Here is a 14,538-nt window from a genome sequence, read left to right as displayed (position 1 = left end):
GCCTGCTGTCCGCGGACCGCTGTCCGCCGGCTAAATCCCGAGCTCCTTGTCGATGAAGGCGAAGAGCTCGTCGGGCGTGGCCTCCTGGAGCTGTTCGCTCACGGCCTCGCCACGGGAATCGGTGTGCGGTTCACCCCACTTCGCCAGGAGGGCCTGCAGACGCAGCGCGATGTCGGTACGTGTCGGGGCGTCCGCGCCGTCCGGGTCGAGCACGGACAGCGCGGATTCCAGCTTCTCGAGCTCCGCGATGCCGGAGGCGGCGCCGGGGCCGCCGTCCGGGACGATCTCGCCGAGCAGGAAGTCGGCCAGGGCGGCCGGGGTCGGGTGGTCGAAGACGAGGGTGGCCGGCAGCCGCAGTCCGGTCGCGGCGTTGAGCCGGTTGCGCAGTTCCAGCGCGATGAGCGAGTCGAAGCCGAGTTCCTTGAACGCGCGCTGCGCGCCGACCTCGTCGGTGGTGGGGTGACCGAGGGCCGCGGCCGCGTGGATACGGACCAGCTCGCCGACGGCCAGGCCCTGTTCGGCCCGGGGCATGACCTCCAGGCGGCGGCGCAGCGCCTCCGCCGGGGAGAGACCGGCACCGGCCGGATCGCCGTCCGCCCCACCGGAACGGGCCGCCTCCGCCAGCCGCCGCACCGCGGGCAGGTCGGACAGGAACGGGCTCGGCCGCACGGCGGTGTGGCCGGGCGCGAACCGCTCCCACTGGATGTCGGCGACCGCGACGGTCACGTCGCCCAGGTCGAGGGACTGCCGCAGAGCGCGGATCGCGGAACGCGGCGCCATCGCGGGCACGCCGCCCCGGTCGAGACGTTCGCCGATCGCGCCGCCGGCGGCGAGTCCGCTGTCGCCCCAGCGGCCCCATGCCACGGACGTCGCGGCCAGCCCCTCGGCGTGCCGCTGCTCCGCGAGCGCGTCCAGATAGGCGTTGGCCGCGGCATAGTTGCCCTGCCCCCCGTCGCCGAGCGTGCCGGCGACTCCGGAGAAGAGCACGAACGCGGACAGGTCCAGGTCGCGGGTGAGTTCGTGCAGGGCGAGCGCCGCCTCCGCCTTGGGGGCGAGCACGGTCGCGAACCGTTCGGGCGTGAGCGCGTCGATGACGCCGTCGTCGAGCACACCGGCGGTGTGGACGACCGCGGTCAGGGGCCGGTCGGCGGGGATCGCGTCGAGCAGCGCCGCGAGCGCGTCCCGGTCGGCGGCGTCGCAGGCGGCGACGCTCACCTCGGCGCCGAGCGCGGTCAGTTCGTCGCGGAGGTCGCCGGCGCCGGGGGCGTCGATGCCGCGGCGGCTGGTCAGCACCAGGTGCTCGGCGCCGTTGCCCGCGAGCCAGCGGGCGACGTGCCCGCCGAGCGCGCCCGTACCGCCGGTGACCAGCACCGTGCCGTGGGGGTTCCAGGCCTTTCCGGCGGGTGCGTCGGCGCCGGGCGCGTGGACCAGCCGGCGCACGAAGACTCCGGAGGTCCGGACCGCGACCTGGTCCTCCGCGCCGTCCCCGGCCAGCAGGCCCGCGAGGCGGGTGAGCGTACGGTCGTCGGCGGTGTCCGTGCCGGGCAGGTCGACTAGGCCGCCCCAGCGGTCGGGGTGCTCCAGGGCGGCCGTACGGCCGAAGCCCCAGATCAGCGCCTGCGCGGGATCGGTCACCGGCTCGGAGCGGCCGGTGGGGACGGCGCCGCGGGTGACGCACCACAGGGGCGCGGTCACCTCCGCGTCGCCGAGTGCCTGGACCAGGGCGGCCGTTGTGAGCAGTCCGCTGTGCCCGCGCAGCGGGGCCTGTGTGCCGCCGAGGGCGAGGAGGGACAGGACGCCGCTGGGTGTGGCGTCGTCGAGCGTGCTCTTGAGGGTTGCCGTCAGCTGTGCGCGGTCGGCCGTGCCGTGCTCGACCCGTACGGTACGCACCTGCGCCCCGCGCTCGGTGAGCGTGCGCTCGACGGCGGCCGCCCACTCCGCTTCCGTGCCGGTGAGCGTGTCGGGGACGGCGACCAACCACGTGCCGGTGAGGCGCGTCGTGGCGGGCTCGGGTACGGGCTTCCACGTCACCCGGTAGCGCCAGCCGTCGACGGTGGACTGCTCACGGCTCTGCCGGCGCCACGACGACAGCGCCGGAAGCAGCGCGGTCAGCGGCTGGTCGGCGTCGACAGCGAGTTCCGAGGTGATCGTCTCGAGGTCCTCGCGTTCGACGGCCTCCCAGAAGCGGGCGTCGATCTCGTTCTCCACCGGCACGTCGGCATCGGGGTTCGCGGTGATCTCGGGCCAGAACCTCTGCGGCTGGAAGGCGTAGGTGGGCAGGTCCACGCGCTGCGCACCCGTCCCGGCGAACACCGCCTGCCAGTCCACGGACGCACCGTGGACATAGGCTTCGCCCAACGACAGCCAGAACCGCTCCAGACCGCCCTCGTTACGGCGCAACGAACCCAGGACGGCCGCCTCACGACCTGCGTCCTCGACCGTCTCCTGCAGCCCGACCGTCAGCACGGGGTGCGGGCTGGACTCGACGAAGACCCCGAAGCCCTGCTCCAGCAGGGTTCGTACCGCCTGCTCCAACTCCACCGTCTGCCGCAGGTTGCGGAACCAGTAACCGCCGTCCAGCTCAGGGCCGGACACCCACTCACCCGTCACCGTCGACAGGAACGGCACCTCGGCCTCGCCAGGGGTGATCGGCGCCAACAGCTCAGCGAGTTCGTCGCGCAGCAGGTCGACCTGCGCGGAGTGCGAGGCGTAGTCCACCGCGATCCGGCGCGCCCGAACCCCATCCGCCTCACACGAGGCCAGCAGTTCGTCCAGCGCCTCGACCTCACCGGACACCACCACAGAGGAGGGCCCGTTCACCGCGGCGACGGAGATGCGCTCCTCACCCCAGGCAGCGATCCGCTCCCGCACCTGCTCGGCCGGCAGCGCCACCGACACCATGCCGCCCAGACCGGCCAGCACCCGGCCGATCGCCTGACTGCGCAGCGCGACAACGCGGGCGGCGTCCTCCAGCGAAAGGATCCCGGCAACGCACGCGGCCGCGATCTCGCCCTGCGAATGACCGATCACGGCAGCCGGACGCACGCCGGCCGCCTTCCACACCTCCGCCAGCGACACCATCACCGCGAACAACGCAGGCTGCACGACGTCGACGCGCTCCAACGACGGAGCGCCCTCGACACCACGCAGCACGTCCACCAGCGACCAGCCGGTCAGCGGCTCCAGCGCCTGCGCGCACTCCTCCACCCGGGCAGCGAACACCGCAGAAGCGTCCAACAGCCCCTCGGCCATGCCTACCCATTGCGACCCCTGTCCGGGGAACACGAACGCCGTCCTTCCCCCGATCGCGGACCCCTGCACCAGGTGCGGTGAGGTCTCCCCGGCAGCGAGGGCCGTCAGGGCCGTGACGACGTCGGCGCGCTCGCGACCGACGACGACAGCGCGCTCGGCCAGCGCGCCGCGGGTCGTGGCCAAAGAGCAGGCAGCGTCGACAAGCCGCAGGTCAGGATGGGTGGCGAGATGGGTCAGGAGGCGTTCCGCCTGGCCGCGCAGGGCCTTCGGCGTCCGCGCGGTGAGGGTCCACGGCAGGGCGGCCGACGGGCCCGACGGGGAACCGTCAGGGGTCACCCCGGCCAGTAGGGGTGTCGGCGCCGGTTCCGGGGTCGTCTCCTGCGCGGACCCCTGGGTGACGGCGGGTGCCTGCTCGATGATGGCATGCGCGTTGGTGCCGCTGAACCCGAACGACGAGACTCCGGCACGCCAGGGGCGGCCGGTCTCCGGCCACGGCCTGGCCTCCGTCAGCAGGTCGACCTCGCCCGCGGTCCAGTCGACGTGCGGGGTGGGCTCGGCGATGTGGAGACTGCGCGGCAGCTCGCCGTGCTCCATGGCGAGCACGATCTTCATGACGCCCGCGACGCCGGCGGCGGCCTGGGCGTGGCCGATGTTCGACTTGATCGAGCCGAGCAGCAGGGGACGGCCTTCGAGGCGGTCCTGGCCGTAGGTGGCGAGCAGGGCCTGCGCCTCGATGGGGTCGCCGAGCGTGGTGCCGGTGCCGTGGGCCTCGACGACGTCGACGTCCGACGCCGACAGATGCGCGTTGGCGAGGGCCTGCCGGATCACGCGCTGCTGGGACGGGCCGTTGGGGGCCGTGAGGCCGTTGCTCGCGCCGTCCTGGTTGATGGCCGAACCCCGCACCACCGCCAGCACCGGGTGACCGTTGCGCCGCGCGTCCGACAGCCGCTCCACGAGCAGCATGCCGACGCCCTCGGCGGGGCTGAAGCCGTCGGCGTCGGAGGAGAACGCCTTGCAGCGGCCGTCCGTGGACAGTCCCCGCTGGCGGCTGAACTCGATGAAGGTGCCGGGCGTCGACATGACCGTCACGCCGCCGGCCAGGGCCACCGAGCACTCCCCCGCCCGCAGCGCCTGGACGGCGAGGTGCAGGGCGACGAGCGAGGCGGAGCAGGCCGTGTCGACGGTGACCGCCGGGCCCTCCAGGCCGAAGGTGTACGAGATGCGGCCCGAGACGACGCTGCCGGCGCTGCCGGTGGCCAGATGGCCTTCGAGGCCTTCGGTCGCGGTGCGGGCGAGTTCCGCGTAGTCCGAGCCGTTGGTGCCGACGAAGACGCCGGCCTGGCTGCCGCGCAGGGTCTGCGGGTCGATGCCGGCGCGCTCGAAGGCCTCCCAGGAGGTCTCCAGCAGCAGACGCTGCTGCGGGTCCATGGCCAGCGCCTCACGCGGCGAGATCCCGAAGAACCCGGAGTCGAAGTCGGCCGCGCCGGACAGGAACCCGCCTTCACGGGTGTACGAGGTTCCCTGCGCGTCGGGGTCGGGGTCGTAGAGCGCCTCGACGTCCCAGCCACGGTCGGAGGGGAACCGGGACAGCGCGTCGCCGTCGGAGGCCAGCAGTTGCCACAGCTCCTCCGGGGTTCGCACACCGCCCGGGAAACGGCAGGCCATCGCGACGATCGCGACGGGCTCGGCGTCCAGGACCGCGGCCCCGGGCGTCGGGCCGGCGGACGCCCCTTCCCCGTCCCGCCCGAACATCTCCTCGCGCAGATGCCGGGCGAGGACGGTGGCCGACGGGTAGTCGAAGACGAGGGTGGGCGGGAGCTTGAGACCGCTGGCGGCGACGAGGCGGTTACGGAGTTCGACCGCGGTGAGCGAGTCGAAGCCGAGCTCCTTGAACGCACGGGCGGCCTCGACCGCTTCGGGCCCCGCATAGCCCAGCACCGCGGCGACGGCGGTGCGGACGAGGTCGAGGAGCAGCCGCTCCTGCTCGGCCGCGGGCTGTCCGGCGAGCCGCCGGGCGAGTTCGCCGGCGTCGCCGGCGCCCTCGGTCGCGTCGGCGCGGATCGTCTCGACGGCCGCGCGCGCCTCGGGCAGGTCGTGCAGCAGCGGCCGGGACCGGCCGGAGGTGAAGGCGAGGACGAAGCGCTTCCACTCCATGTCGGCGACGGTGAGCGTCGTCTCGTCCCGGTCCAGCGCGTGCTGGAGCGCGGAGACGGCGCGCTCCGGGTCCATCTCGATGACGCCGTGGCGGCGCATCCGGTCGCCGACCGCGCCCTCCGCCATACCGCCGTCGCCCCAGGGACCCCAAGCGATGGCGGTGGCGGGCCGGCCGGCCGCCCGGCGGTACTCGGCGAACGCGTCCAGGAAGGCATTGCCGGGTGCGTAGTTGCCCTGGCCGGGCGCGCCGAACGTCGCGGCGAAGGAGGAGAACAGCACGAACGCGGACAGGTCCAGGTCGCGGGTCAGTTCGTGCAGGTGCAGCGTCGCGTCGACCTTGACGCGCAGCACCGCCTCCACCTGCTCGGGGCTCAGTGCCTCGATCACGCCGTCGTCGAGGACGGCGGCGGTGTGCACGACGGCGGTCAGGGGCCGGTCGACGGGGACGGCGTCGAGGAGCGCGGCGAGGGCGTCCCGGTCGGCGACGTCGCAGGCGGCGACGGTCACCCCGGCGCCCAGCGCGGTCAGTTCGTCGCGCAGATCAGCGGCGCCGGGAGCGTCGATGCCCCGGCGGCTGGTCAGCACGAGGTGCTCGGCACCGTTGGACGCGAGCCAGCGGGCGACATGTGCGCCGAGCGCGCCCGTGCCGCCGGTGACCAGCACCGTGCCCCGCGGGCGCCACTCACGGACCACGTCGGTCTCGGCGAGCCGCGCACGGACCAGGCGGCGCGCGAACAGGCCGCCCGGGCGCACCGCGACCTGGTCCTCCGCCGCGTCGCCCGCCAGTACGCCGGCCAGCCGGGCCAGGGCCCGGTCGTCCACGTCGTCCGTGCCGGGCAGGTCCACCAGGCCGCCCCAGCGCTCGCCGTGCTCCAGCGCGGTCACCCGGCCCAGACCCCACACGGCGGCCTGCGCCGGGTTCTCCAGCCGCTCGGAGCGGCGGGCGTCGACGGCGCCGCGGGTCACGCACCACAGGGGCGCGGTCACCTCGGCGTCGCCCAGTGCCTGGACGACGGCGAGCACGGTGACGACACTGCCGGCCGCGGCGCCGGAGGGCGTCGACAGGCAGACGGCACCGGACACGGCGGGCTCGTCGGCGAGTGCTTCGCGAATGCGTACGGTGAGATCGGCGCGCATGTCGTCGCCGCTTTCGACGACGGCGACCCGCCGTATGTCGGCGCCGCGGTCGGTGAGCGTGCGCTCGACGGCGGCCGCCCACTGCGCGTCGGGGCCGGTGAGCGTGTCGGGGACGGCGAGCAGCCACGTGCCGGTGAGGCGGGCGGAGGCGGGGTCGGGCACCGGCTTCCACGTCACGCGGTAGCGCCAGCCGTCGACGGTCGACTGCTCACGGCTCTGCCGGCGCCACGAGGACAGCGCCGGGAGCAGCGCGGTCAGCGCCTGGTCGCCGTCCACGTCCAACTCGGCCGTGAGGGCGGCCACATCGTTGCGTTCGACGGCCTCCCAGAAGCGCGCCTCAACGCCGTCGGCAGGAGCGACAACACCGGCCGCCTCGGGGGTTCCGCTCTCCAGCCAGTAGTGCTCGCGCTGGAAGGCGTAGGTGGGCAGGTCGACGCGCTGCGCGCCGGTCCCGGCGAACACCGCCTGCCAGTCCACGGACGCACCGTGGACATAGGCTTCGCCCAACGACAGCCAGAACCGCTCCAGACCGCCCTCGTTACGGCGCAACGAACCCAGGACGGCCGCCTCACGGCCCGCGTCCTCGACGGTCTCCTGAAGACCGATGGTCAGCACGGGGTGCGGGCTGGACTCCACGAAGACCCCGAAGCCCTGCTCCAGCAGGGTGCGAACCGCCTGCTCCAACTCCACCGTCTGACGCAGGTTGCGGAACCAGTAACCGCCATCCAGCTCAGGCCCGGACGCCCATTCGCCGGTCACCGTCGACAGGAAAGGCACCTCGGCATCACGAGGGGTGATCGGCGCCAGCAACTCAGCGAGTTCGTCGCGCAGCAGGTCGACCTGGGCGGAGTGGGAGGCGTAGTCCACCGCGATCCGGCGCGCCCGCACCCCATCGGTCTCGCAGGAGGCCAGCAGTTCGTCCAGCGCCTCGACCTCACCGGACACCACCACAGAGGAGGGCCCGTTCACCGCGGCGACGGAGATGCGCTCCTCACCCCAGGCAGCGATCCGCTCCCGCACCTGCTCGGCCGGCAGCGCCACCGACACCATGCCGCCCAGACCGGCCAGCACCCGGCCGATCGCCTGACTGCGCAGCGCGACAACGCGGGCGGCGTCCTCCAGCGAAAGGACCCCGGCAACGCACGCGGCCGCGATCTCACCCTGCGAATGACCGATCACCGCCGCCGGACGCACGCCGGCCGCTTTCCAGACCTCCGCGAGGGAGACCATCACCGCGAACAACGCGGGCTGGACCACATCCACGCGCTGCAGCGACGGAGCACCCTCCACACCGCGCAGCACATCCACCAGCGACCAGCCGGTCAACGACTCCAGCGCCCGCGCACACTCCTCCACCCGCGCCGCGAACACCGGCGACGAGTCGTACAGCTCCGCCGCCATACCGACCCACTGCGAGCCCTGACCCGGGAACACGAACACCGTCTTGCCACCGACGACACGCCCGGTCACCACACCCGCCGCCGGCACACCCTGCGCCACCGCCGACAACCCCGCCGCATGGTCACCCAGCACCACCGCACGGTGCTCCAACGCCGCCCGCGACGACGCCAACGACCACCCCACATCGGCCACCGACGCCGAACCAGCCGCACCTTCAAACCAGCCGGACAACCGCTCCGCCTGACCCCGCAACGCCGCCGCACTCTTGCCCGACAGCACCCACGGCACCACCGCGAGGTCGCCCGCAGGAGACTCCGCCGCCTCAGGCTCGGCCTCGGCCTCCGGCGCCTGCTCCACGATCACGTGCGCGTTCGTCCCACTGAACCCGAACGACGACACACCCGCCCGCCGCACACGCCCCGACTCCGGCCACACCACCGCGTCCGACGCCAACGACACAGCACCCGACGCCCAATCCACATGCGGCGACGGCTCGTCCACGTGCAACGACTTCGGCACCACACCATGCCGCATCGCCAACACCATCTTGATGATGCTGGCGACACCGGCCGCGGCCTGCGTGTGACCGATGTTCGACTTGATCGAGCCGAGCAGCAGAGGCTGTTCGGGCGTGTGCTCCTGCCCGTACGTGGCGAGGAGGGCCTGCGCCTCGATGGGGTCGCCGAGCGTGGTGCCGGTGCCGTGCGCCTCGACGACGTCGACATCCGACGCCGACAGACGCGCGTTGGTGAGCGCCTGGTGGATGACCCGCTGCTGGGACGGGCCGTTGGGGGCCGTGAGGCCGTTGCTGGCACCGTCCTGGTTGATCGCCGAACCCCGCACCACCGCCAGCACCGGGTGACCGTTGCGCCGCGCGTCCGACAGCCGCTCCACCAGCAGCATGCCCACGCCCTCGCCCCAGCCCGTGCCGTCGGCCGCAGCCGCGAACGGCTTGCAGCGCCCGTCAGGTGCGAGACCCCGCTGCCGGCTGAACTCGGTGAACGTCGAAGGGGTGGCCATGACGGTCACGCCGCCGGCCAGGGCGAGCGAGCACTCCCCCGCACGCAGCGCCTGCACCGCGAGGTGCAGCGCGACCAGCGAGGACGAGCAGGCGGTGTCGATGGTGACGGCCGGGCCCTCGAGACCGAAGGTGTAGGCGACGCGGCCGGAGGCGATGCTGCCGGAGCTTCCGGTGCCCAGGAAACCCTCGACGCCCTCGGGGACGGAGTCGAGGCGAGCGGTGTAGTCGTGGTACATCACGCCCGCGAAGACGGCCGTCCGGCTGCCGCGCAGCGAGGACGGGTCGATGCCCGCCCGCTCGAACGCCTCCCACGACGTCTCCAGAAGCAACCGCTGCTGCGGATCCATCGCCAGCGCCTCACGCGGCGAGATCCCGAAGGGAGCCGGGTCGAAGCGGCCTGCGTCGTACAGGAAACCGCCCTCGCTGACGTAGCTGGATCCGGCGCTGTCGGGGTCGGCGTCGTACAGCGACTCGACGTCCCAGCCGCGGTCGACCGGGAAGGCGGAGATGGCGTCCTCGCCGTCGGCGACGAGCCGCCACAGGTCCTCCGGGCTGCGCACGCCTCCGGGGTAGCGGCAGCTCATCGCGACGATGGCGACGGGCTCCTCGTTCTTCTCCTCCACCTCGCGCAGCCGCCTGCGGGCCTGGCGCAGGTCGGCGGTCGCCCGCTTGAGGTAGTCGCGAAGCTTGTCCTCGTTCTCCATTGCGTGGGCTCCATGCCTCAGAGGCGGTCGTTCCGGTCGGTCGTCGTCCGGGCGGGGGCGGCGCGCCCGGCCGGGTCTCTCCGGTGGCGCGGGGGGGTGGGTCAGGAGGAGCCGAGTTCCTCGTCGAGCAGGTCGAAGAGCTCGTCGTCGGTTGCCGTTTCGAGGTCGCCGTCGTTGTCGGCACCGTCGGGGGTCGTGCCGCCGGTCTCGTGTGCGTCCTTCCACTTGGCCAGGAGGGCCTGCAGACGCATCGTGATCCGCGAGCTCGTGACGCTGTCCGTGTCGGACGCGCCCAAGGCCGCTTCCAGGCGGTCCAGTTCGCCGAGGACCGACGGCCCGTCGTCGTCGAGGGACAGCGCGGAGCGCAGGTGGCCGCTCAGCGCTTCGGGGGTCGGGTAGTCGAAGATCAGCGTCGCGGGCACCCTCAGCCCGGAAGCCGCTCCGAGCCGGTTGCGCAGCTCCACCGCGGTCAGCGAGTCGAAGCCCAGTTCCTTGAAGGCGCTGCCGGGTTCGATGGCGGCGGATCCGCTGTGGCCGAGGACCTGGGCCACCTGTGTGCAGACCAGGTCGAGGAGGACCCGGTCACGCTCGGCGGACGGCAGTTGGGCGAGCCGCTGCGCGAGCGAGTCCGGGTTCGGCGTCGCCGTGTCGCTCGCCCTGCGCCGCGCGGTGGTGCGGAGCAGGCCCCGCAGCAGCGGCGGTGTCCAGTCGCCGAGGGTCCTGCGGAGCTCGACCAGGTCAAGGCGGGCCGGCACCAGCAGGGACGCGGTCCCCTGCTCCCCGGCCGCGGCCGCGCCCGGCAGGGCGGCGTCGAACAGCACGAGGCCCTCCGCCGAGGAGAGCGGCAGCATGCTCCCCCGGCTCAGGCGCCTGCGTTCGGCGGCGTCGAGCGTCCCGGCCATGCCGGCCTCGTCGTCCCACAGGCCCCAGGCCAGCGAGACCGCCGGCAGGCCCCGCGCCCTGCGGTGCTGGGCGAGGGCGTCGAGGAAGGTGTTGCCCGCCGCGTAGTTGGCCTGTCCGGCGTTGCCGAAGACACCGGCGGCGGAGGAGAACAGCACGAACGCAGACAGGTCGAGGTCCCGGGTCAGATCGTGCAGGTGCCATGCGGCGTCGACCTTGGGCCGCAGGACGCGCCGCACCCGGTCGGGGGTCAGCGCCTCCACGGTTCCGTCGTCCAGGACGCCCGCGGCGTGCACGACCGCCGTCAGCGGACGCTCCGCGGGAACAGCGGCCAGTACGGCGGCGAGCGCGTCACGGTCGGCCACGTCGCACGCCGCCCATGCCACCTCGGCACCTGATGCGCGGAGTTGCGCGGTGAGCTCCGCGGCGTTCTCCGCCGCGCCGCCCCGCCGGCTCACCAGCAGCAGGCGCCGCACCCCGTGCACGTCCACCAGATGCCGGGCGAGGAGTCCGCCCAGGGTGCCGCCGGCGCCCGTGACCAGGACGGTGCCGTCCGGGTCGAAGGGGGCGTCGTCCGGCTGCGCGGGGGTGGTGACGGCACGTGCGAGCCGAGGTGCCCGTACGACACCGTCGCGGACGGCGAGTTGCGTCTCGTCGGTGCCGAGCGCCGCGGGCAGCGCCCGCAGCGACGCGTCCTCGGAGTCGACGTCGACCAGCACGAACCGGCCCGGGTGCTCGGCCTGCGCGGAACGGACCAGGCCCCAGACGGCGGCGTGCGCCAGGTCCTCGACGTCCTCGTCCCTGTCCACGGCGACCGCGCCGCGCGTGGCGAGGACCAGTCGGCAGGCGGCGAACCGCTCGTCGGCCAGCCACGACCGGATGAGCTCCAGTGCGGCGGTGACGGCGTCGTGCGCGGCAGACGTGAGACCACCGGCAGTGGCGAGGTCGGGGGCCAGGGTGACGAGGGCGGTGTCCGGGGCGGTGTCCGCCTCCTGGTCGAGCGCCTGCCGCAGCGACGCCAGGTCGGGGTGGACGTTGTGTGCGTCCAGGACGGCACCCAGCTTGAGCGGGTCCGCGCCCAGCAGGGCCCAGCGGCCACCGACGGGCGGCGGCACGTCCTCGGGCAGCGGCAGGACCGGCCAGTCCACCTGGAACAGACTGTCGCGGACGGCACCGCCCGGTCCGCTCGTGCCGCCCGTCCCGCCGGGAAGCCCGTCGAGGGCCAGTGGACGCAGGACGAGGGAGCCGACGGTGAGCACCGGCTGCCCCGTCTCGTCCGCGATCAGCAGGGAGACCGCGTCCTGGCCGGCCGGGGTCATGCGCACCCGCAAGGCGGAGGCGCCGACGGCGTGCAGCCGCACCGTGTCCCACGCGAACGGCAGGCGGGCGCCCGGCTCGGCGCCGGGGAAGAAGTCCCCGAGGCCGGCGGCGTGCAGTGCCGAGTCCAGCAGGGCCGGGTGGAGCCCGAACCGCGCGCCCTCCGCCCTGTCCTCGTCGGTGAGGGCGACCTCGGCGAAGACCTCGTCGCCGAGCCGCCAGGCGCGCCGGAGGTTGCGGAACGCCGGACCGTACCCGAACCCCATCGCGTCGAAGGACGCGTACAGCTCGTCCGTGTCGCAGGGCTCGGCCCCGGCCGGCGGCCATGCCACCAGTGCTTCCGCCCCGGCCGTCCCCTCGTTCGCGACGGTCAGGACTCCGCCGGCGTGACGGGTCCACGGCTCGTCCGACGCCGCCTCCTCCGGGCGGGAGTACACCTGGAAGGCACGCCGCCCCGCCGTGTCGGACTCTGCCACGGCGAGCCGCAGTTGCACGCCGCCGGTCTCGGGCAGCACCAGCGGCGCCTCGAGCGTCAGGTCCTCCAGCAGGTCGCAGCCCGCGTGGTCCCCGACCCGCACGGCCAGTTCGACGAGCGCGGAGCCGGGCAGCAGCGCGGCGCCCGCGACCCTGTGGTCGCCCAGCCAGGGGTGCGTGCGCAGGGAGATCCGGCCGGTGAAGAGGAACCCGTCGGAGTCGGGCAGCTCGACCGCCGCACCGAGCAGCGGGTGGTCCGCGCTGCCCAGGCCCGCGGACGTCACGTCCCCGCTCAGGGCGTGCGCGGGCGCCTCCAGCCAGTAGCGCTGCCGCTGGAAGGCGTAGGTGGGCAGGTCGACGCGGCGGGCGCCGGTCCCCGCGAAGTACGCCTGCCAGTCGACCGCCATACCCCGGGTGTGGGCGTGGCCGAGCGCGGTGGTGACGGTCTCGGCCTCGGGGCGGGCGGAGCGCATGACGGGGGCGAAGGCCGCCCCTTCGGTGGTCAGGCAGTCCTGGGCCATGGCGGAGAGCACGCCGTCGGGGCCGAGTTCGAGGTACGTGGTGACGCCGGCGGCCTCCAAGGCACGGACGCCGTCAAGGAAGCGGACGGCCTCGCGGACGTGCCGGACCCAGAAGTCCGCGGACCCCATCTCGTCGGTCACGACGGCACCGGTGAGGTTGGACACGACCGGGATCCGGGGGGCGGCGTAGGTCAGGCCCTCGGCGACCTCGCGGAACGCGTCGAGCATGCCGTCCATGTGCGGCGAGTGGAAGGCGTGGCTGACCGCCAGACGCTTCGACCTGCGGTCCGGGAACAGTTCCACGACGGCCGCGGCCGTGTCCTCGTCACCCGCGATGACCACGGCCTGGGGCCCGTTGACGGCCGCGACGTTCACGCGCTCGTCCAGCAGCGGCAGAACCTCGTCCTCGGCCGCCTCCAGCGCGATCATCACGCCGCCGGAAGGCAGCGCCTGCATCAGCCGCCCGCGAGCCTCGACCAGCGTGCAGGCATCCACCAGGGACAACACCCCGGCGACATGCGCGGCGGCGATCTCGCCGACGGAGTGGCCGGAGAGGAAGTCCGGCTTCACGCCCCAGCTCTCCAGCAGCCGGAACAGCGCGACCTCGACGGCGAACAGCGCCGGCTGGGTCCACTCCGTCCGGTCGAGGAGGTCCGCGTCGTCCCCGAACAGCACATCCTTCAACGGGATGTCGAGGTGCGCGCAGACCGCGTCCAGGGCGTCCGCGAACACGGGGTAGGTGGCGTACAGCTCGCGGCCCATGCCGAGGCGCTGGCTGCCCTGCCCGGTGAAGAGGAAGGCCGCCTTCCCCGCCACGGGCGAGCCCTGCGCCGACGCTGCGGCGGGCTCTCCCGCCGCCAGCGCTTCGAGCGCCGCAATAAATCCAGCCCGGTCCTCCGCGACGACCACCGCGCGGCGGTCCAGCGCGGTGCGTGTCGTGGCCAGGGACCAGCCGATGTCGGCCGGGGTCACGTCCGCGTTGTCGAGGGCGAACGCCCGCAGGCGTGCGGCCTGCTCGCGGAGGGCTTCGACGGACTTCCCGGAAAGCGTCCAGGGAAGCGGGCCGGTCGGCCGCTCCGGTTCCTGCGGCTGTGCGGGCGCGGGTGCGGGAGCGAGTTCGGGGGCCTGTTCGATGATGGCGTGTGCGTTGGTGCCGCTGAAGCCGAACGACGACACCGCGGCGCGACGCGGACGGCCGGTCTCCGGCCAGTCCATCTGGTCGGTCAGCAGGGAGACCGCGCCCTCCGACCAGTCCACGTGCGGGCTGGGCTCATCCACATGCAGCGTCCGAGGCAGCACCCCGTGCCGCATCGCCATGACCATCTTGATGATGCCCGCGACACCAGCCGCCGCCTGCGTGTGACCCATGTTCGACTTGATCGAACCCAGCCACAGCGGCTGCTCGTCACTGTGCTCCTGGCCATAGGTGGCCAGCAGCGCCTGCGCCTCGATCGGGTCACCCAGCGTCGTGCCCGTGCCGTGCGCCTCCACCGCGTCGATCTCGGCCGCGGTGAGCCGGGCATTGGCCAGCGCCTGCCGGATCACCCGCTGCTGCGACGGACCGTTCGGCGCCGTCAGACCATTGCTCGCACCATCCTGGTTCACCGCCGAACCGCGCACCACCGCCAGCACCTGGTGACCGTTGCGGCGGGCGTCC

2 protein-coding genes are annotated in these 14,538 nt (G+C 73.7%); both read right to left on the bottom strand.

Features of this window, described 5'->3' with window-relative positions:
* Positions 1-30 precede the first annotated feature (30 nt).
* Positions 31-9,669, bottom strand: coding sequence for a type I polyketide synthase (locus tag CHF15_RS42250; RefSeq protein WP_089229267.1), 9,639 nt, complete (start codon positions 9,667-9,669; stop codon positions 31-33).
* Between the two features lie 101 nt (positions 9,670-9,770).
* The coding region (locus CHF15_RS42245) for a type I polyketide synthase (RefSeq protein ID WP_143681776.1) at positions 9,771-14,538 on the bottom strand (4,768 nt) is incomplete at its 5' end.

The organism is Actinacidiphila glaucinigra, from assembly GCF_900188405.1.
GTDB lineage: Bacteria > Actinomycetota > Actinomycetes > Streptomycetales > Streptomycetaceae > Actinacidiphila > Actinacidiphila glaucinigra.
The sequence above is the reverse complement of the archived record's forward strand: the minus strand, read 5'-3'. Positions and strand labels throughout refer to the sequence as shown.

Excerpts from the sequence above, each read along its gene's own strand:
- CHF15_RS42250 (WP_089229267.1), bottom strand. The coding sequence starts at position 9,669 with ATGGAGAACGAGGACAAGCTTCGCGACTACCTCAAGCGGGCGACCGCC.